The sequence below is a fragment of the Alkalimonas delamerensis genome (assembly GCF_030717955.1).
Taxonomy (GTDB): domain Bacteria; phylum Pseudomonadota; class Gammaproteobacteria; order Enterobacterales; family Alteromonadaceae; genus Alkalimonas; species Alkalimonas delamerensis.
The window spans coordinates 15354-35666 of sequence record NZ_JAUZVY010000007.1; the positions used below are offsets into that span (position 1 = coordinate 15354).

General features: G+C 53.6%; 19 protein-coding genes. 7 read left to right on the top strand and 12 right to left on the bottom strand.

Going from position 1 to position 20313, the window contains the following annotated elements; translation table 11 throughout:
* The first annotated feature begins 174 nt into the window (after positions 1 to 174).
* A complete protein-coding gene (locus tag Q3O59_RS14535) occupies positions 175 to 1560 on the top strand; it encodes a pre-peptidase C-terminal domain-containing protein (RefSeq protein ID WP_305946275.1) in 1386 nt (461 codons plus the stop codon).
* Between the two features lie 72 nt (positions 1561 to 1632).
* Positions 1633 to 2706 carry a cyanophycinase gene (locus Q3O59_RS14540; protein ID WP_305946276.1) on the top strand — a complete coding sequence of 358 codons (1074 nt, stop codon included), beginning with the start codon at positions 1633 to 1635 and terminating at the stop codon, positions 2704 to 2706.
* 63 nt (positions 2707 to 2769) lie between these two features.
* Here the strand turns inward: Q3O59_RS14540 and Q3O59_RS14545 are convergent, their stop codons facing one another.
* From Q3O59_RS14545 to ubiD, 4 genes are all read right to left on the bottom strand, one after another.
* Positions 2770 to 3180 (bottom strand): acyl-CoA thioesterase, encoded by a 411-nt coding sequence (locus tag Q3O59_RS14545; protein WP_305946277.1) that lies wholly within the window; start codon positions 3178 to 3180, stop codon positions 2770 to 2772.
* 111 nt (positions 3181 to 3291) lie between these two features.
* Entirely contained in the window at positions 3292 to 3999 is a 708-nt protein-coding gene (gene fre / locus Q3O59_RS14550) for an NAD(P)H-flavin reductase (RefSeq protein WP_305946278.1), read from the bottom strand.
* 10 nt (positions 4000 to 4009) lie between these two features.
* Positions 4010 to 4294, bottom strand: coding sequence for a 2Fe-2S iron-sulfur cluster-binding protein (locus Q3O59_RS14555; RefSeq protein ID WP_305946279.1), 285 nt, complete (start codon positions 4292 to 4294; stop codon positions 4010 to 4012).
* The gene (ubiD, locus tag Q3O59_RS14560) at positions 4291 to 5769 is read right to left on the bottom strand and encodes a 4-hydroxy-3-polyprenylbenzoate decarboxylase (protein WP_305946280.1); all 1479 of its coding nucleotides are present in this window, start codon (positions 5767 to 5769) and stop codon (positions 4291 to 4293) included. The genes Q3O59_RS14555 and ubiD overlap by 4 nt, the downstream gene beginning before the upstream one ends.
* Positions 5770 to 6022: 253 nt before the next feature.
* On the opposite strand from ubiD, the gene Q3O59_RS14565 reads away from it, so the two are divergent.
* Entirely contained in the window at positions 6023 to 6796 is a 774-nt protein-coding gene (locus Q3O59_RS14565) for an EAL domain-containing protein (RefSeq protein ID WP_305946281.1), read from the top strand.
* A gap of 78 nt (positions 6797 to 6874) precedes the next feature.
* Here the strand turns inward: Q3O59_RS14565 and Q3O59_RS14570 are convergent, their stop codons facing one another.
* Complete coding sequence (locus Q3O59_RS14570; protein WP_305946282.1) at positions 6875 to 9394, bottom strand: TonB-dependent receptor plug domain-containing protein; 2520 nt, start codon at positions 9392 to 9394, stop codon at positions 6875 to 6877.
* A 282-nt stretch (positions 9395 to 9676) separates the two neighbouring features.
* On the opposite strand from Q3O59_RS14570, the gene Q3O59_RS14575 reads away from it, so the two are divergent.
* Together Q3O59_RS14575 and Q3O59_RS14580 are read left to right on the top strand one after the other, a co-directional pair.
* Positions 9677 to 10849: a cystathionine beta-lyase gene (locus tag Q3O59_RS14575; RefSeq protein WP_305946283.1), complete on the top strand. Its 1173-nt coding sequence runs from the start codon at positions 9677 to 9679 to the stop codon at positions 10847 to 10849.
* A 218-nt stretch (positions 10850 to 11067) separates the two neighbouring features.
* On the top strand, positions 11068 to 13947 hold the full coding sequence (locus Q3O59_RS14580) for a TonB-dependent receptor (RefSeq protein ID WP_305946284.1): 2880 nt from the start codon (positions 11068 to 11070) through the stop codon (positions 13945 to 13947).
* Between the two features lie 46 nt (positions 13948 to 13993).
* Here Q3O59_RS14580 and Q3O59_RS14585 read toward each other — a convergent pair whose 3' ends face one another.
* The 3 genes from Q3O59_RS14585 to Q3O59_RS14595 form a co-directional block, all read right to left on the bottom strand.
* Positions 13994 to 15094 (bottom strand): GGDEF domain-containing protein, encoded by a 1101-nt coding sequence (locus Q3O59_RS14585; protein ID WP_305946285.1) that lies wholly within the window; start codon positions 15092 to 15094, stop codon positions 13994 to 13996.
* On the bottom strand, positions 15094 to 15612 hold the full coding sequence (locus Q3O59_RS14590) for a molybdopterin-dependent oxidoreductase (RefSeq protein ID WP_305946286.1): 519 nt from the start codon (positions 15610 to 15612) through the stop codon (positions 15094 to 15096). The genes Q3O59_RS14585 and Q3O59_RS14590 overlap by 1 nt, the downstream gene beginning before the upstream one ends.
* A gap of 122 nt (positions 15613 to 15734) precedes the next feature.
* Entirely contained in the window at positions 15735 to 16283 is a 549-nt protein-coding gene (locus Q3O59_RS14595) for a YaeQ family protein (RefSeq protein WP_305946287.1), read from the bottom strand.
* 130 nt (positions 16284 to 16413) lie between these two features.
* Between Q3O59_RS14595 and Q3O59_RS14600 the strand changes: the two genes are divergently transcribed.
* Together Q3O59_RS14600 and Q3O59_RS14605 are read left to right on the top strand one after the other, a co-directional pair.
* The gene (locus Q3O59_RS14600; RefSeq protein WP_305946288.1) at positions 16414 to 16986 is read left to right on the top strand and encodes a hypothetical protein; all 573 of its coding nucleotides are present in this window, start codon (positions 16414 to 16416) and stop codon (positions 16984 to 16986) included.
* Positions 16987 to 17104: 118 nt separating this feature from the next.
* Complete coding sequence (locus Q3O59_RS14605) at positions 17105 to 17575, top strand: Hsp20 family protein (RefSeq protein ID WP_305946289.1); 471 nt, start codon at positions 17105 to 17107, stop codon at positions 17573 to 17575.
* Between the two features lie 154 nt (positions 17576 to 17729).
* Here the strand turns inward: Q3O59_RS14605 and Q3O59_RS14610 are convergent, their stop codons facing one another.
* The 4 genes from Q3O59_RS14610 to Q3O59_RS14625 all read right to left on the bottom strand — a co-directional run bounded on the left by Q3O59_RS14610 (position 17730) and on the right by Q3O59_RS14625 (position 20170).
* Positions 17730 to 17969 carry a TIGR02647 family protein gene (locus tag Q3O59_RS14610; RefSeq protein ID WP_305946290.1) on the bottom strand — a complete coding sequence of 80 codons (240 nt, stop codon included), beginning with the start codon at positions 17967 to 17969 and terminating at the stop codon, positions 17730 to 17732.
* Positions 17970 to 18036: 67 nt separating this feature from the next.
* Positions 18037 to 18882 carry a transporter substrate-binding domain-containing protein gene (locus tag Q3O59_RS14615; RefSeq protein WP_305946291.1) on the bottom strand — a complete coding sequence of 282 codons (846 nt, stop codon included), beginning with the start codon at positions 18880 to 18882 and terminating at the stop codon, positions 18037 to 18039.
* A 57-nt stretch (positions 18883 to 18939) separates the two neighbouring features.
* Positions 18940 to 19743, bottom strand: a complete 804-nt coding sequence (locus Q3O59_RS14620; RefSeq protein WP_305946292.1) for a CLCA_X family protein — start codon at positions 19741 to 19743, stop codon at positions 18940 to 18942.
* 100 nt (positions 19744 to 19843) lie between these two features.
* Positions 19844 to 20170: an isoamylase early set domain-containing protein gene (locus Q3O59_RS14625; protein WP_305946293.1), complete on the bottom strand. Its 327-nt coding sequence runs from the start codon at positions 20168 to 20170 to the stop codon at positions 19844 to 19846.
* Between the last annotated feature and the right edge of the window lie 143 nt (positions 20171 to 20313).

Genomic DNA, 20313 nt, shown 5'->3' on the forward strand with positions numbered 1-20313 from the left:
GCGCCACCGATTATCACCTCTCTGAGTGGTTCGACGAATAGCCACCTTCCCTTGCTAAGGTCTTAGCCAAGGTTCAATCCGAATACTTCCGTAGTCTGTGTAGTACCTGTAGTGCATGCTGCGGAGTTTCTGCCCTTAGGGCATTTCTATAATAACGATAAGCAGGTAACAACAATGAAAGCACTCGTTCAAATCAGCGCCATGGCGCTGTTGATTAGTAGCCATGCCTACGCCTGTCTGACGCAGGAGCAGGAAAACAACAACACCGAAAGCCGCGCCAATGGGCCTTTGTGTTCCGGGGTGACGGTGGATGCCAGCATCCATAACCGCAACGATGTGGACTGGTTTTATTTTGATACCACCAGCACCGGTGATATCTCCATCAGCTTAAGTCACGGCAATAATGTTGATTTTGACTGGTTTTTGTACCGGGAAACCGGCAGTTACATCCTCTCCGGCCAAACGGCGAACAACCCGGAAACCGGCACCTATCCAGCCGCTGCCCCCGGACGACACTACATCAAGGTCACCCGCTATGCTGGCACTGGCAATTACCAGTTGCTGGTCACCTTTAACGGGGACGGGCAAGGGGGCGATCCTGATCCGACGCCTGGCAGTTGCGACTATGGCCCGCGGCCCAGTAAGCCGGGTGGCCTGACGGTTTACCGGGTGGGCAGTCTGGAGGATAACTGCGTCGAGCTGTCGGAGCCGGCTGTATTGTTGATGGGGGGCGGTACCGATGTGGATGACGCCTTCAGTCAGCGGGTTGCTCCACATATTCAGGGCGGCAATATTGTGGTACTGCGTACTGCTGGAACCGGTGCCTACAATGACTACCTGCAGGGGCTGACCAATGCCGCTTCGGTAGAAACCATCATTGTCGATAGCCGCAACAAGGCCAACAGCGACTATGTGGATTGGGTGATTCGTACCGCTGAGTTTGTCTGGCTGGCCGGTGGTGATCAAAGTACCTACATCAGCAATTGGCAGGGCACCAAGGTGGAAGAGGCCATCCAGTATGTCTACGACAAAGGTGGCGTGGTGGGTGGTACGTCGGCCGGTAACCATGTGCTCAGTCAGTTTGTTTACAACCCGGATGGTGTTCAGGGAGCTGTAAGCGCTGAAGTGGTAACCGACTTTTGCCACAATACCATTCAAATCAGCACCGACTTTCTGAACATTCCGATGTTGGCCAACACCATCAACGACACCCACTTTTATGAGCGGGATCGGATGGGACGTTCGGCGGTGTTTCAGGCGCACTTAGGCAGCTCGGGTCGCGCCATCGGTGTGTCAGAGCGTACTTCACTCTTTGTGCAGGCGAATGGCCATGCGGTGGTGGATGGCCAGTACGAAGTGTATGTGCTTCGGGCCGATGGCCAAACCTCGTATCAGCAAACCAGTTGTGGTCAGCCGGTCGTGATGAGCGATTTGTTGCGGTACCGCTTGTTGTCTGGCGATAGCTACAATCTGCTGAATAACAGCAGCTCGGTCTCGCCAATCCGGATTGGAATCAATGGCAATTTTAGTAGCTTTTATACGCCATCCAACCCTTACTAACACGAAACAAGTGCCTGGCCGCATCTGCTGCGGCCAGCGCACAACAGAGGGATGCGATACGCAATGGTTCAAATGAAGAAGTTAATGCCAGTGCTGGCTCTTGGCATGATGGTGGTACTGAACACGGGTTGTAGCAGCAGTGATACACAAACAGAATTGCTGAGCAGTATTGAGCAACTGGCCAATGCGGAGGCCTGTGGCTATGGGCCAAGGCCAGAGCGGCCGGCAAATCTAACCCGCTATGCGGTGGGCTATACCGGCGATGTGTGTGTTGCTCTGAACCCCGATGATGCCGGCGTTATTCTGATGGGTGGCAGCAGTGATGTGGACAGTATTTTTGTCAGCAAGGTACGGCCTCACATCCAAAATGGCAATGTGCTGGTATTGCGCACCCGCGGCGCGGCCGGCTACAACGACTACTTGCAGCAGCTGACTCAGGCTGCCTCGGTGGAAACTTTGATTGTTGACAGCCGGGATAAGGCCAACAGCGATTATGTGGCCTGGGCGGTGAAAACCGCTGAGTTTATCTGGTTTGCCGGTGGCGATCAGTCCGAGTACATCCGCTATTGGCAAGATACCCGCTTGCAGCAAAAGCTGCACTACGCCTACCAAAAAGGGGCCATTATTGGCGGTACCTCGGCAGGTAATGCGATTTTAGGCGAAGTTGTCTACAACCCGGATGGGGTGGGCAGTGCTGTATCTTCTGAGGTGGCGAAGGATTTTTGCGATGCCAACATTCGCTTTAGCGGCGACTTTTTGCAGGCTCCGATGTTGGCTGGCACCCTAACCGATACCCACTTTAAGCAACGGGATCGAATGGGGCGTTTGATGGTGTTTTTAGCCCATCATCCCGAAAAAGCCTTGACCGGTATTGCGGTCTCCGAGCAAACAGCACTTTGGGTGGCGCGCGATGGCCAGACCGAGGTCTATGGGCACCATGAAGTTTATATGGTCAGAGCCGACGATCAGACTCAGTTTCGTCAAACCGAGTGTGGCCAGCCGGTCATCATTGATGATTTGCTGCGTTACCGTCTGGTGCCGGGGGATCACTATCAGCTGGGCAGCCATCAAAGCTCAGTAGTGCCGCTGCGGATCTCGCTGGATGGACGGCAAAACCCCAGCTACCAACCTAGCAACCCCTATTAGCAGTGTGTTCAATCAGAGCAGTTGATTCTGCTCTTAAGATTAGTGTCTGCTACGCGCCTAGCCTTAACCCTGCTGCAGTTGCTGCTCCAGTCGCTCTTTTAAAGCCCCTTCAATGGCGACGGCTTTGCCGGTTTTTTGATCCAGACAGACAAAGGTAATATCAGCATCGGCAGCAAGGGTGTCGCTGCCTTTAATCCGAACTTCCTGGCGGACCATGGCACTTTTGCTGCCAATTTTGCTGAAGCGGGTGCTGATTTGCAGAGTATGCCCCATGGTGGCGGCTTCACGGTAGTTGATATTGATGTTCACAATGACCCAGGCCAGGCCCAGCTTCTGAAAGAACTCGACGTCGCCATTGTCTTCCAGATAGCCCCAGCGGGCTTCCTCTAAAAATTCCAGATAACGGGCATTGTTGACATGCTGATAAATATCAAGGTGATAGCCGCGGACTTTGATATCAGTTAGGTGTGGCATAGGGGCAATCTCGTCTATAAACAGACCCGGATTATGGCACAGGCCATCTGGCTGGACCAGTTCATGCTGAGCAAAACACGACTGAACGGGTCCATGCAGTCTGGTTCCCGCTTAGATATAAGCAAACGCATCAGCGAACATCTGTTCGCGATGTGCGCCTTGCTGCAAAAAGGCATCCCGTGCCATACCCACCATCGGGAAAGGGCCAGCGATGTAAATATCATACGCATCCAGTGAGACAAAATCATCCAGCACCGCTTGATGCACCAGGCCGGTCCGTCCTTGCCAGCTGGCTTCAGGCTCTTGCACCACCGGAATAAATCGAAAGCCAGGCTGGCTGCTAGCCCAGCTCGCCAGCTGTTGCTGCAGGTAAAGGCTGCTCTCTTCCCTGACACCCCAGTATAAAAACACCGGTCGGTTTTGGCCTTGTTGCTGCAACGCCTGAGCCAGACTGTAGATGTAGGAAAAGCCGGTGCCACCAGCAAGCAATACGATGGGGTTGTCGCGCTCTGCGCGCAAAAAGGCCTGGCCGAGCCCTCCTTCAATGCAAACCGGCTGCCCGGCTTGTTGCTGCTGCATCAGATAATTCAGCGCCTGACTGCTGTATTCATCGGCTTTGGAGCCGCCAATATGCAGTTCCAGCAGCTGGCTATCGGGCGTGCAGGCCAGCGAGAAGGGGCGCTTGTCCTGCTCTGTCAGACAAAGCTGAAGGTATTGGCCTGGCAGGAAAGTCACCGGTTGTTCCGGTCGAAGCAACACCCTTTGCACAAAAGGGGTTAAAGGCGTAATGGCTTCTACGGCGCATTGGGTTGGGTTCATGTTGGTCTCATCAGGCTTGAATAAAAGGGTGGTGCAATACCAAATCCGTGGTCGGATAGGCTAAACAACCATAGGTAAAGTTTTGCGTCTTGTCGATGTCCGAAAGCGGCGACGGTGGCTGATAGCGTACCTCGCCTTGCTGCAATCGGCAAACGCAGCTGGTGCAAACGCCCTGTTGGCAGCGGTATGGGTAATCAATGCCCTGGCGCAGTGCAGCTTGCAGTATCGTTTCACCAGCACTGGCCTCGAAACTGAGGCCGGCCGGCATAATGGTAATCCGGTAGCTTTGGCTCATGGCTCTGGCAGCTCAATGCCTAGTTCGGGCCAGAGTGCATCCACCCGGGCTTTGACCGCCGGATCCATCACAATGGGCTCGCCCCATTCGCGGTCGGTTTCACCCGGCCACTTGTTGGTGGCATCCATCCCCATTTTAGAACCCAGGCCTGAAACCGGTGAGGCAAAATCCAGGTAGTCAATGGGCGTGTTCTCGACCAGCGTGGTATCGCGGGCCGGATCCATCCGGGTGGTGATGGCCCAGATCACATCTTTCCAGTCACGGGCATTGATGTCGTCGTCGCAAACAATGACAAACTTGGTGTACATAAACTGGCGTAAAAACGACCAGACCCCCATCATCACCCGCTTGGCATGTCCCGGATACTGTTTTTTCATCGTCACAACCGCCAGGCGATAAGAGCAGCCTTCGGGTGGCAGATAAAAGTCGACAATTTCCGGAAATTGTTTTTGCAAAATAGGGACAAATACTTCATTCAGAGCCACCCCCAGAATGGCCGGCTCATCCGGTGGTCTGCCGGTGTAGGTGCTATGATAAATCGGGTCTTTGCGATGGGTGATATGGGTGACGGTAAACACCGGGAAGTTGTCCACCTCGTTGTAATAGCCGGTGTGATCGCCATAAGGTCCTTCCGGTGCCATCTCGCCGGCCTCGATGTAGCCTTCCAGCACAAACTCGGCACTGGCTGGGACTTGCAGGTCATTGCTTAGGCATTGCACCACTTCGGTATTGTCACCGCGCAGCAGGCCGGCAAAGCCGTATTCGGACAGGGTATCTGGCACTGGCGTGACCGCCCCCAAAATGGTCGCAGGGTCTGCGCCCAAGGCCACCGCAACCGGGAAACGCTCACCCGGGTGGGCTTTTTGCCATTCGAAAAAATCCAGTGCGCCGCCGCGGTGGGATAACCAGCGCATAATGACTTTGTTTTTGCCAAGCACTTGCTGGCGATAAATACCCAGATTTTGCCGCTCTTTGTGTGGGCCCCGTGTGACGGTGAGTCCCCAGGTGATCAGAGGCGCGGCGTCGCCGGGCCAGCAATGCATGATGGGCAGTTGGGTTAGGTCGATGGCGTCGCCGGTCAGTACCACTTCCTGGCAGGGCGCTTTGCGGACTTTTTTCGGCGACATGTTCAGCACTTGCTTAAAAATTGGCAGCTTGCTGAAAGCGTCCTTTAAGCCTTTGGGGGGCTCGGGCTCTTTTAAAAAGGCCAGCAGTTTGCCCACCTCGCGCAAAGCGCTGACATCTTCTTGCCCCATGCCCAGAGCCACCCGCTCCGGGGTACCAAACAGATTGGCCAGTACCGGGATCTTTGAGCCTTTCGGGTTTTCAAACAGCAAGGCGGGGCCACCGGCACGCAAGGTGCGGTCGGCTATTTCGGTCATTTCCAGCACCGGGTCCACTTCGACCGTGATGCGTTTCAGTTGGCCTCGTTGTTCCAGCTGATGGATGAAGTCTCGCAAATCTTTGTATTTCATAAGCTCGTTCATTGGCAAAGCAGCAAATTACGTAGCTGCAGCATGGCAGGATCAGCCCCGACTCAGGTAGCGAAGTATACACTTTGACAGCCGAGCTGTCAGTCCGGCTGGTGGTTGGCTGTCTTGATAAAATCCATCATTGCCTGCTTCTGCTGAATCAACACGAATTATCGATTAAAGACCCGCCTGCGGGCTGTAATGGTTTGAATCTATGACTATACTGAAAAGAAACGAACCCACGAACAGAGGTTGCATGGACTTTCCCGCCAGCATCAAGCAGCAGACGTGTCAGGACTGCCTGAGCGGTCAATCCCTTGGTTTTGACATCAAAATGGCGTTCCAGCCAATTCTGGATTGGCAAGCGCAATCAATTTTTGCCTACGAGGCTTTGGTGCGTGGCCCTGAAGGGCAGGGGGCTGGTTGGGTGTTTGAGCGCATCAACAAAAGCAATCGGTATTATTTTGATCAGGCCTGTCGGGTCAAAGCCATTGAAACTGCGGCCCGGCTTGGCTGCAGCACCTATTTGAATATCAATTTTATGCCCAATGCGGTCTACAACCCTGAGACCTGCATCAAAGCCACTTTGGAAGCCAGCGATCTCTATGGCTTTTGCAAAGAAAAAATTATTTTTGAAGTAGTAGAGACGGAAGAGATCCCGGACAAAGAACACTTAACCCGCATCTTCCAGAGTTATGCCCGCCATGGTTTCTTAACGGCCATTGATGATTATGGCGCTGGTTTTGCCAATCTGGAGTGGTTGCAACGCCTAAAACCCAACATTCTGAAATTAGACATGGCCTTGATCAGAGACATCGACCAAAGCCCGGCCAAGCAAGCCATCGTCCAGGACACCATGGCACAATGCGAACTGCAAGGGACCCGGGTGTTGGCTGAGGGCATAGAAAGTGCCGCTGAGCTGGCCTGGCTGGTGTCGGCCGGTGTGCGTTACCTGCAAGGCTACTATTTTGCCAAGCCAGCGCTGGAGCAGCTTACGCCGCTGTCAGCCATTCATGGTTTAGCGCAGTAGTGGCTGACCCCACAGGGATTCTCTTAGCAAGCAACAAAGGCGCCGGGAGGCGCCTTTATTGTTTGTGCCGCGATCAGCTTAAAAATCGTAGCTAATGCGGGCGTAGACCATGCGACCAGAGCGGCCGAAAGGCGAGTAGTTGGAAAAAGAAGTGGCTCCTGTGGTGTTCAGGTGAATTGGAAAGGCATCTGGATAGGTATCGAACAGGTTATCGGCACCAAAGGCGACACGCATGCTGTCGGTCAGCTGGTAGCGTCCTTCCAAATCCACCAGGACCTTAGCCCCTAAGGTAAAGTCGTTGGCCGGATTGGCATTGGGTGCCAATACCTCGCCATAGCGGGTTGCTTTTAAAGTGGCGCCAAAACGATCATGGCTCCAATTGATAATGGCACCCAGCTTGTCTTTCGGGTTGCCTTTTTCAAAGGTCAGCACATTGACCCGGCCAAATAAGGTTGGGGCAGGATCCAAAGCGGCCAGCTCGGCTGTTTCCGGTATCCGGGTGACTTTGGTGTTGTTGTAATTTCCTACCAGCGTAAAGTCGAAGTTACCGATGCTGTCGGTCATGGTGGACCAATTGATCACCACATCAACCCCCTGGGTTTCGGTATCGACACCGTTGATAAAGAAACGGCCACCACCAATGCCAAGGAAACCCTGAGACTCCAGGTACTCACGTACGTTCGCCTGTGTCAGGTTTTCGGAAAGAACAATGCGATCATCAATATCAATACGGTAAGCGTCCACCGTAATGGTGACAGCATCAAAACGCATCACGGCACCCAACGAGAAGTTGATGGACTTCTCAGCATCCAGCTCGCGCGCTCCTAGTGCTATTGCCACCGGGTCACTGACCGGGAAGGTGGTAATATCAAAAGGAATGCCATTGATAAAATTGGTTGAGGTGGCGGTAAAGTTTTGTTGCTGTAAGGAGGGCGCCCGGAAACCATTTTGCACCGAGCCACGCAGCGCAAAGGCATCGCTAAAATCGTAGCGGGTTGCAAATTTGCCCGAAAGGTTGCTGCCAAAATCCGAATAGCGCTCGGCCCGGATGGCCGCCGATGCCAGCCAGTCATCCGTTATATTGGCTTCCAAATCCAGGTAGGCACCGACAGCTGTCCGGCTTTCACTGACTTCATTGGCTGGCCGGAAGCCTGGAAACACCTGGGAGCCAGAAGCTGTAGGGAGGCCACTCGGCAGCAAGACACCACCATTGCGGTAGGAGTCGGGTTCGCCAGCAAAGATGGAGTAGGCTTCGCGCCGTGCTTCAATGCCCACCGCCAGGTTCAGGGCAGAGGCAAGCCCATCGACATCAATGGCTTTGACCCCGGATAAGTTATAGACCCACTGATTGTACTTGTAACCACCGGCATCAAACTCGGTTTTGCTGGCAGGGCCTAACGAGCGGTTAAGGGTATTTTCAATGGTAAAGGCCATTTTGTTCGAGCCGTAGACCAGAGAGCTGTCCAGTTGCCATTCACCCCAGTCCCACTCGTAGCCGAATGCCGCACTAAAATCATCGACATCGGGTGAGATCAGCGGTAAAAAGCCGTCCGGGTAAATTTCGATCACATTGCGGGCATCACTGGCTGGTCGGTAGAAGCCGGCCGAGGTGGCCTGACGATTCTGATAGCTGGCCCAGCCATACAGCTTGCCGTTATCTGTAGTGATGCCGGCATTGGCGAATAAGGTCCATTGTTGCAGTTCTGGCTCGCCGTACCAGGCATTAAAGCGATCGAAGGTCAGTTCACGTGGGTCCAGACTGCCATCTTCCAGCCGTGGGTACTGACGGCGGTAATCCCAGCCACCGCGCTCAGTGCGGTCTTGATCTTTAAACTCCGCCGATAGGGTCAAAAAGCCATTGTCACCCAACTCTAACCCTTTCCAGCCTGCCAAGGTAAAGGTTTTGCCATCGGTTCTGGATCGCTTAATGCGCCCATCCGCAATGCCCCAGGTTGCATCTGGCACGGTTTGGCCAGCAACCGGTGGGTTGGTGGGATCCGTTGTGGGGGTGGTGTAGCTGGTGTCACGGAAGCTGTAACCAGCTGTGACGGAGCCGCCATCGCTGGCCTCGCGCAGCCGTACGTTCATTACGCCGGCAATGGCATCGGAGCCATATTGGGCTGAGGCACCGTCACGCAGCACTTCGATGGCACTGATGGCGCTCATCGGAATGGTGTTAAGATCCACCGCCGAGGCACCACGACCGACGGTGCCATTGACATTGACCAAGGCCGCAGCATGGCGGCGTTTGGAGTTGACCAACACCAGGGATTGATCCGGTGACAAGCCGCGCAAGGTGGCCGGCCGGATGGTATCGGTGCCATCGGCAAGGCCGGGTCTTGGGAAGTTAAATGAAGGCAAAGCGACCGATAAGGCCTGGTTTAGCTCGGTGGTGCCGGATCGCTCCAACACATCAGAGCGGACTAAGTCGACCGGTACCGCTGTATCGGAAATGGTTCGGCCGGCGACCCGGGTACCGGTGACGACAATGGTTTCTACATTTTCAGCATTGGCATCATCGTTATCGGCGAAAACAGCCGGGGCAGCTAGCAGGGATGTTATCGCCAGAGCCAGTGGCGTGAGTTGAAAGTAACGCATACAGTTTCTCCTGTGGGATCTCGAGTTTCTTATTATCAGTTCTATCCTTGGTCAAAAGGTGCTGATGAAAGATGGCCTCTTCGGCTTCTTATCCGTCACAATAAACTGCATTGTTGCTGCATCGTACCCTTGTCGCCGCATCGCAGGCAGGCAAACGGTATCGCTGTTTCGAGAAGCATAGACTATAAGCGCATGATTTTCCTTTCAACAATAGTCGAATGGATGATTTGAAGTAAAAAAGTCAGTACCATGCCACGACAGGACTAGCAAAAGGGCACAGCGATGAAGCAGAACACCCGATTAATTCAGGCAGGGCGAGGCAAGCAGTGGATCGGACAGGCAGTGAATCCTCCTGTGGTACGGGCCTCTACCATCACCTTCGACACCATGGCCGAGCTGGCCCACGCCAGTCAGCACAAAGGGGAGCGGGTGCCTTATTACGGGCGCCGTGGTACCAGCACGCACTTTGCATTTCAGGAAGCGATCTGTGAGCTCGAAGGCGGCGCTGGCTGTGCGCTTTACCCATGCGGCGCCGCTGCGGTAAGCGGTTCTTTGCTGGCGTTTTTGCAGCAAGGTGATCACCTGCTGATGGTAGACTCGGTGTACGAGCCGACCCGCGCCTTGTGCGAAAAAGTGCTGCGACCCATGGGCGTGGAAACGCAGTATTACGATCCGATGTTGGGCGCAGATATTGAACGATTGATACGCCCCAACACCAAAGTGATTTTTTTAGAGTCGCCAGGCTCCATTACCATGGAAGTGCAGGATGTGCCGGCCATTTGCCGCATTGCCCGTGCCAACGGCATCGTCACCATACTGGACAACACCTGGGCATCGCCCATTTTGTGCCGGCCATTTGCACTGGGGGTGGACGTTTCCATTCAGGCGGCAACCAAATACATTGTGGGGCACTCCGATGTGATGCTGGGTACCGCCAGTGCCAATGCCAGCCACTGGCCACAGTTGCGTGAGCACAGTTATTTGCTTGGCTATTGTGCTTCTGCAGACGATGTTTATCAGGCCAGCCGTGGTCTTCGAACTTTAGGTGTGCGGCTGGCGCAGCATCAACAAAATGCCTTGCAGGTGGCCGAGTGGCTTGCGCAAAGGCCCGAGGTTGAAACGGTGCGCCACCCGGCTTTTGCCAGTACTCCTGGTCATGCTTTTTTTCAACGTGACTTTGCCGGTAGCAATGGCTTGTTTTCCTTTGTGCTGAAACAAGGCGGCGCCAAAGCGGTGGCGGCCTTTGTTGAAGGCATGCAGTACTTTAAGATGGGCTTCTCCTGGGGCGGCTACGAAAGCCTGATCTCACCGACGCTGAATGTACAGAAGCTGCGAACCGCCAGCGAATGGCCCTACCAGGGGCCGCTGATTCGACTGCACATTGGCTTGGAAGATCCGGCCGATTTGATTGCCGACCTTGAGCTGGCTTTTCAGCGTTATCAGGCCAGCCTCTAAGGCTGGCTGCGGTAAAATCACTCAGTTTGTATAATTATTCATAATAATCTGCATAAAAAGTCAGCATGCAGTGGTTTTTACCACTGTTTTGCTGGATCCTGCCGCGCCTTTCCTTACAATGCGCCCCATTTTGGGGAAACTCATCGTTGGCTCGCTAAGCAGTCAATGGACTTTCAACACTGAAAGACCCGAGGGTCGCATTTTTCAGGGGAGACACTATGTTGCAAAATTTTTCTCGCAAACGCCTGTGGCAGGTTAGTCAGCTTGGGTTGCTGGGAACCGGGGCTTTATTGGGTGTTGCGCATGCAGAAACCGACACACTGGCGATGGCGGAAGTTACGCCAGAGCGTATTCAGGTCACAGGGTCGCGCATTTTACGTGAAGGGGCTATTGCGCCATCGCCGGTCACCGTGATTTCCGGTCAGGAGCTGGTTGAAACGGGCGCTATGAATATCGGTGAGGTGTTGAATGCACTGCCATCACTGGCTGCGACCTTCTCGTTAGCCAACTCGGGCCGCTCCATCGGTACGGCAGGACTGAACTTACTGGACTTACGTGGCATGGGCACAGCCAGAACTTTGGTGCTGGTGGATGGCCGCCGTCATGTTTCCAGCAGTGCGGGCTCGGCTGCAGTCGATACCAATGCCATTCCAACCGCCTGGATTGACTCGGTAGAAATTATTACCGGCGGTGCTTCTGCTGTTTATGGCGCAGATGCGGTGACTGGGGTGGTGAATTTCCGCCTAAAACGCGATATTGAAGGCTTTGATTTGCACGCCAGTGTTGGCCGAGCGGAAGATAGTCCTTACCGGAACCATAAATTGACTGCCTCCTATGGCAGTTACTTCGCACAGGACCGGGGCAATTTTGCGCTGTCTGCTGAGGTATCCGGGCAGAATGGCATCAATGCGACGCAGCGCCGTCAAACACGCACCTCCTTCATGGCGGTCCGCAATCCTGAAGATGGCGATTACCGGGATGACGATGGACAATGGGTACACGATGGGATCCCCGATACCATCACCGTGGCCAATGCCGGCTGGTACGATAGTTCTACTGCCGGTAATTTTTATCTGGTGTCCGACAGCGGCACGGTGGATTGGTTTATTTTCAACCCGGATGGCAGTGTACGGCCACAGGACCTGGGTACTACCTATGGACAATGGGGCCGTTGTTCCGACTGCGAATTTCTTGATCTCCGTCGTTACAATGACTTACAGCCAGCCTTTAACCGTTTTAATGTCAACAGCAAGCTAAATTTTGAGCTGACGCCCGATACCTTGTTGTTTGCCCAAGCCAGTTTTGTCCGCAACAGAGGTAACAGCGAAGGGCAGCCCTCCTTTTTTGAGTACGACAGTGCCCTGATGGTGGGGCGGGACAATGCTTATCTGGATCCGAGCCTGGTGAGTCTGATGGACAACTATGGTATTGACCAGATTGCCGTCCATCGCTTCCAGGAGGATGCCGGGCGCCGCCTGGAGAATAACCGCAGAACAACAGCACGCTTTGTCGCAGGTGTGGAGGGTATCCTTGGCCTGGATTGGAACTACGAGCTGTATGGTGTTTTTGGCGAAACCAAACTCGAGCAGGTAAACCGCAACAATTTAATTCGCACCAATTTTGCGCAATCCATCGATGCCATTGTGGTCGATGGTGAGATAGTGTGCCGTGATGAGCTGGCCCGTGCAAACGGCTGTGTACCAACCAGCATTTTTGGCGATAACGCCATTAATGAGCAAGCACGCCATTGGTTTAATACCAACTCTTACAGCAACAGCACCATCCGGCAAACCGTATTCAGTGGCCACCTAAACAACAGTGGTTTGTTTGAGTTGCCTGCTGGCTTCGTTGGGGTGTCACTGGGTGCAGAGTACCGGAAAGAAGAAAGTGAAAGCACACCGGACAGCTTTGCGGCTACCGGTGCCACCTTTTTAAATGCGCTGCAGTATGAAAAAGGTAATTTTGATGTGCAGGAAGCCTTTGCTGAGTTGTCGATCCCGGTGTTGGCTGATTTGCCCTTGATTCAAGATCTGGTGCTTGACCTGGCCGTACGCGTGGCCGATTACAGCACCATTGGCACTGCCGTCAGTTGGAAAACCGGGCTGGATTGGCATCTGAACCCGGAGCTACGGGCTCGTGCTACCTACTCGGAAGCCTTGCGGGCACCGAATATTGGCGAGTTGTTCGGGCCACAAAATCAGACCTTTTTCCGGGTCACCGACCCGTGCAGTGTGCACGAAGCGCAAAGTGAAACCCGCCGGGTAAATTGTGCAGCTTTGGGTGTACCGGCAGACTTTGACCCTCAGGCGACCGCTTCCAGCATTGAAGGCTTGAGTGGTGGTAACCCGGAACTGCGGGAAGAAAAATCCACCAGTTACACATTGGGGCTGGTGTACCAACCGGACTGGTTGCCAGGCTTTAGTGCGACACTGGATTACTGGTCGATAGAGATTGACGATGCCATTTCGTCGGTATCGGCGCAAAATATCCTGAATAAGTGCGTGGATGCAGAGCTGGGCGTGAACAACCAGTTTTGTGAGCTGGTGGAGCGAAATGAACAGCATGAACTGGTGTTGATTACCTCCATCACACAAAATGTGGCAGCCTTAACCGCCGAAGGGGTCGACTTTGAGCTTGGCTATGACTTCGATGCTCTGGGAGGACGTTTCAATACCAAGCTGATTGGTACTTACCTGGACTCGCGTAAGACTTTCTCGTTTCAGGACAGCCCTGAAGAGTTCGATCAGTTTGCAGGTACCCTTGGTTATGCCCGTTGGCAAAGCAATCTGAGTATCAGCTATCGCTACGATGTTTGGAGCCTTGGCTGGAAAACCCGCTACCTGGATCGTGTGTCCTTGTTCCGTCAGCAAGAGTTGGCTGTGAACCCGGATCCAAGTGACATCATGCATTATGGCAGCTACTTTGTCACCGATGTGCGGTTGGGGTATCAATTCGCTTCAGGGGTACAGCTGACTCTGGGAGTGGATAACGTGTTCGATCGTAACTTGCCAGGCGTGACGACCGGTACCACCGGCACCACCGGCCTTTACAACAACATTGGTCGTTTTTACTACAGCAATGTGTCGTACCGGTTCTAAGCGTTGACTTGAATGAAGACAGCCCGCGCCTGATCGCGGGCTTTTTTTAATCGGCGATATGACGCTTGAGTCGGTTTCTACCGGCCGCTTTTGCCTGATACAAAGCCGCATCAGCAGCCCGGTACAAGTGCTCGAAGTTCTGCTGGCCTTGTTCACTGATGGCCAAGCCCATGCTGGCTGTGATATGGATGTGGAAGCTGTCACTGACTCTGGCTTCGGCTAAGGCACTCAGCATCACTTTGCACAGTTGCTCGGCAACTTCGGCCGATGTTTCCGGCATGATCAGCATAAACTCTTCACCGCCAATGCGGGCCAGCACATCGGTTTCGCGCCGGATGCAGGTGCGCATCACCTGGGCCACCATTTTCAACGCAGCATCGCCTGCCGGGTGACCATACTGGTCGTTGATCGCTTTAAAATGATCGATATCCAGCACAGCGAGAGCGAGCGGTTGGCGGGTACGTTGTGCCATCGATGTCAGCAGTTTTCCTTGCAGCATGGCACTGCGGCGATTGAGCAAATGCGTTAGTCCATCCTCGGTAGCAAGCCGGTTGAGCAGCTGATTTTGCTGGATTAATACTACAAAGAGCGTCAGCAATACCAGGCCAATGGCAAACATGGCCAGACTGAGCCATGCGACTGCCGCACTGTAACGGTAGAGCAAGCGGGTTTGATCGGCCACGATCCACTGCATGGTGCGATGCACATCGCTGGCAAAGATATCCATATCCTCCTGGATGAGCTCTATAAAGTCTTGCAGAGCCAAAGGGTCGATATGATCGGCTGGCAGCTCCAGCATCTGCCGCAACTGCTCGAGTTGCAACTCCAGTACTTTAAAGTTGCTGCCCAGATCGACAAAGTTGCGCAGCAGGCCCTGAATGGTCTGTTGCCTGGCCTGAACTCTTGTCCATAAGGGCCTGGCGGCTTCTTTGCCGGCTTGATCAGACAAGGCCCCGATATAAAGGGAGACTTCACGATTCAGCATTTCAATCTGGCGCGACACATCAATAACGCGCATTGGCGGATGCTGTTGCAGGCTTAACTTGGTATGCCATATCCAGCCGCTCACCAGAGTGGCAAGCGCAACATAGCCCAACAACAAGGCGATCGCGCGGCGGCTCAGCTTGATGTTGTGCCAGGAGCGCATCAGGGCCGGACCCGGATCTCAGCCAGACTCCAAATCCATGGTGCCAAAGGAGCCGTGCCATCCAGCACAGCTTGCGCCTGGCGTGGCCAAATTAAAATGACAGGACCATTGTGTTCCAGCGCGATTGGCTGGCCATTAAAGCGGGTCGCCAGCACTGGCTGGCCGGCATGGATTTCTTCGGTAGTTAAACGAATGCGGTAATCATTCAGCGCATTTAAACGAATGTCCTGAAAGTGATTTAGTTGGTATTGTGTCAGTAAATCCTGCAAATACACACCCTGCCATTGCCCCTCCGGGCCCCAGGCTGCCTGAAAACGGGCTTGCTGCTGTGGTAGTTTGTCCAGGTCTTTCAGTGTCAGGGCATGCTGCTCTTCAGCATGGCGCAGCAGCAAAATGATATCGGAATCCGCCCAGCTTGGCAGGGCGACCATCAGCAGCAGACACATCAGCCAGCTGCTAGCGCGGATCGGGCTTCTGCTGGCTGCATTGCTGTGAATAGACGTTGCCAGGCTTATCATGTTTTGGCTCCATTGGTTGGGCATCAGCGCCCCTTTTTTTACAAGTATGCTGTGCAAATACAACTGTTGCCAGAGGCAACTTTAGCTTTATGCTGCCCATGCCTTGCTGAATACAACCTGACTCAGGGCTCGCCTTTCAGCTGCACAGGCTGCAGATGCACTGTCTGCTCGTCGTCACTAAGCCAGATTTGTCCCTCGGTGATGGTGCACTGCAGCGTCATCTGGCGTTGGATCAGTTTCAGCCCCTGTTGCAAGGTATCTTCAGGCAGTTGCCAAATACGCAGGTTTTGATAGCGTTGCAAAGCGGACTGCTGTTGTTGCCACCAGACATCGGTACTGCGGCCACCGTAACAATACAAATGCACCCGCTTTGCCCGGCCACAGGCTTTACGCAGCCACTTTTCATCTGCCTGGCCAAACTCCACCCAAAGCGCAATCTCGCCACTCAGGCTGCGCTCCCACAACTCGGCTTCCTCGTCTTCCGAACTCAGGCCTTTGGTAAAGCTTAGCTGGTCGCTGGCATTGAGTGCAAAAGCAATCATTCGCACCAGCAGTCGTAAGTCTGTCTCGGATGGATGCTGCGCCAGCGTCAGTTGATGATCGCCATAGTAGTTCCTGTCCATGTCGGCAATTGTCAGCTTGACCTTGAAAATGGTCGACTTCAGTGCCATGTGCGCCTCTGCATCAGAAAAAGAGCAGTGTATCGGTTGCAACCCGGAGGCTCAATAAAAGTTGCAGCCAGACAGCAAAAGCAGCTATAACAGCGATACCGCTCGGTGAAAAGGGTTAAAGGAAAATCAAATGAACGTAATTAATTTGGCTGTTGGCTGCTTGTTGAGCCTGGTTATCGGTGCTACCCAGGCGTCCACCGTGGTGACTGAGCAGAATTTGCAACGTTATCTGGCCTTACTGCCTGAGATGGAGGCATTGGAAGATAGCTTTCCGGAAGTCGACAGCAGCACTTTGGAGTTGCAAGCGCATTGCAACTGGCAGCGGCACTACGACCAAACCCTGACCCAGCTGGCAACACCCGAGCACCGCCGTGCCCTGGAGCAATTGCTGAGGCAACACAACTTCACTCCGGCCGAATACACTGAGCTGAGCTTTAAATTCGCCTGGACTTCCCTGCAGATGGTTGAACCCATGATGGACATGATGCAGCAAATGCTGGAATACATGCCAGCCGAAGAGCGTGCCGAGCAAGAAGCAGAGATGCGCAACCTCAAGCAGATTATGGCATTACTGGACCAGTGCATGACGGATGAAGAAAAAGAAACCATCACCAAATTAACCGGTGAACTGATGCAGCAGATGATGGGCATGGATGATGATTCTTTACACCAATTGGAGCAAATGCTGCAACAGATGCAGTGAAAATTTGCCTGAGCGCACTTGAAAGTTTCACCGAAAACCATACATACAGTGATGACGGGGCAGGTCTCTAAGAGAGTGCCCTTAATCACAACTCGTATTGCTTTTCGGAGAATATGTTATGAACACCATCGATTTTAGCCCACTGTACCGTAGCAGCATTGGTTTTGACCGCTTTGCCTCTTTGCTGGATCACGCACTGCGTTCGGACCAAAGCAACAACAGCTACCCTCCATACAACATTGAAGTGCTGGATGAAAACCGCTACGCCATTACCCTGGCGGTAGCAGGATTCACTCAGGACGATCTCAGCATCGAAGTCGAGCAAGGCGTGCTGACCATCAAAGGCAGCAAAGACAGCGACAGCAAGGAAAAACGTCAGTTCCTGCATCGCGGTATTGCCACCCGCTCCTTCGAGCGCAAATTTAACCTGGCCGAGTTTGTCGAAGTGGTCGACGCTTCGATGGATCATGGTTTGCTGACCGTCAGTCTGGTGAAAGAAATTCCAGAGAAAATGAAACCAAAGCAAATCGCCATCAAGGCCGCCAATGGCAACACTGCCATTGAGCATAAGGCAGAGAAAGTCGCCTAAGCTGGCGAGCTAGCATTCCAAAACAACAAGGGCTGCCACTGGGCAGCCCTTGTTGTTTTGGCACGTTGCTTTTGCTTAGTCCAGCACAAAGGTGCTGGTTAATCGATAAACTCGCATCCAAAGACGGGCGGAGCATGGCAGGTCTGTGTCTTTTTCAACGTGGCACCTCCAAAATCCGCAATGCCATTTGCAAATGCTCGGCGCAATGAATACCTAGATCGGTCAGGTAACCGCCATCGGCTTGGGTTAGCAAGCCTTTTTGATAGAGCCGGCCTATCGCGGCTTTGGTGGCCGCATCGGCATCTTTATGCACTTTAATGCCTTCGCGGACACTGTCGAGGTTGTACAGGTTCAGAATACGGATTTCATCGTTGAGCTCTGGGGTAATGGGCATAGCGCTTCCTTATTTTTTATTCTCCATCAACCTTAGTTGTTTTTGGCCGCTTTACCAATCTGGTTTATCAATTTTGCTGCGCGGCTTTGAGGTACTCCCACCCCTGCGCTTGCTGATGGGACGGGATGCTTTGCATGATCAATTGCCGGAACTCAGGATCGGTACTGAGTGCATGAATGGCTTGGTTGAGCTTTGGCAGGATGCTGCGCATTTCAGCACTGTTGGAGCAGGCAAAGTGTGACAGCTGGAAGGGCTCTGTTTCGGCATATGGGAAAAAAGACAATGCCTCTCGGTGCTCGTAAAGCACCACTTCGTAATCAATCATGAGATCAATGAAGCCTCGTTGCAGCATCGGTAGCAACTCTGCCGGCTGATTGCTGGAGCTGGTGCGGGTGTAGATGGAGCTGCTTCGTTGTAGGGTGGCGAGCAGGTGGTCGGTTTGTTGGCCGTAACTGCGGTTGGTTTCGATACCTAATACCGGAGGGCGTCGCTCGTTCAGCAGTTGCTGCAACTGGATGGGCCCGACCTGGCTATCGCGCTCAAGCCGTGCAGATAAGGGCGAGTCGCGCAATGTCACCAATTGCAGTGCATGTTCTACCATGTAGGGTGTGCTGAACAGGTACTGCTGGGCCCGCTCGGGTGTTTTCAGCAGCCAGGGCATGCAGGCGGTGGGGTGCTCCTGTACATACTGTCTGGCTCGATTGCGTGTGATGTGCTCAATCTGAAAGGGCACAGGAAGTTTCTGTAAAATCTGCTGCAGTACCGCAGACTGGTGCCTTATTTGATGCTCTGGGTTGAGCCAGTCCACCACATCAATGATCACCAGGGCCGTTTTTTTTTCATGAGGCTCTGAATTGGCGGCATTGATCGTCATCGGCAACAACAGAATCAACAGCCAGACGTACCTGCTCATGGGCTACCCTCGGAGAAAAGAAAATATCGAGTTGTTGGATTTAAAACAGAAGTATAGTCACAATTCCTGGTGTTTGTTTTTTCCAAGTGCCAGCCCAAGAGTTGAGAAGTAGTGGAGCCAGTGTGTGCCGAGTTGTTGCAGCAAGGCTGTATTCGGGTAGGCGCCGGCTTTGGCCAGCTGGCTTTGACGAGTACCGCTGACTAAAAAATGGCTTTTCAACGGTTGGGCTTGCAGCATGGCCTCAAATGCCCGGGCGCACAGCTCCTCTGGTTGGGATAGGTACAGTTGATTGCGAGCGCGATCCAGTTCGGCGCAGTGCAAAAACCAGCTGCTGGGCTGGCTGCCATCGGGGGATAGCAGCAGGGTTTTGAAACCATCCAACAGCAATTGGTTTAATGGGTGGGGCTTGATGCGCTGTGCGTGCAAAAAGCAGCGACTAGCAAAGTCTTGATTGCCGGCACCTGGGAACACCTTGCTGGCAATGTAGTGATCAAAGGCATGAAACCATTCATGGGCCAGGCTGCCGGCACCGGCATTTTTGGCCAGGGCTAAAATACGGCCTCGCGGTTGGTAGTGGGCGCAGACACCGCGCTGGCCGCCAATGCCAAAGGTCAGGGTGAGTGTTTGATTTAATGACAGTACCTGCTCGGGTACCTGCAGCAGCTGCTGCAAATCGCACAGCGCATCAAAAAACAAGTTGGCGGCACGCTGCTGTTCTTCAGCCGTCACCCAGCGGCCAATGCGAATGCCACGAAAGCCAAACAGTTTGACGATATCGGTGAAGCTGACGTCGGCCCCGGCTCTGTGGTTTGGGCCATTGCGGTAAAAGACGGTCTCTAATCGGCTCACGCTGAAAGGCATCCTTATGGCTGGCAGCAAGCATAGCCTTTACTGCCAGCTGGGCGCAATCGATCAGCTGAACCGTATTTTATCCTACACTACCGGTCTTTCTGCACGGGTACTAGCTGGCCCGTACCGACACCACCGAGTTTTCCACCCCAAGCGGGGTGGGCCGGTAGCCATCGGCCTGCCAGTCGTTGTCGTATTGCTCGTTGCCAGCCTCATCCAGCAGGCAATAACGGAATTCAAAATCGTCCTGCTGATCGGTCGGCAATTCCAGTACGGTTTTGAAACCGCCATTTTTGAGTCGCTTCAGCGGCTCCTTTTGCCAACCCTGGGCCTCGCACAGCAAGAAAGCGCTGCTGGCTTCTTTAGCGGCTTCGGCCGGGATCTCAAAAGTGACTTTAACCACAGGGCGGCTTTTCAGAAATTGTTTCTTCAATGGCATCGGGAGCTCCTTGGTGCAACAGTTCATCAGGCCCTGCTGCCTGGCTTTGGTGCAAAAGGCACCATCAGCAGGCAACGACAACAGCTTTGCAGTTGGTTTTAACCGCTACTGGCAAGGAATACAGAAACTGTGCCAGCTTGGCA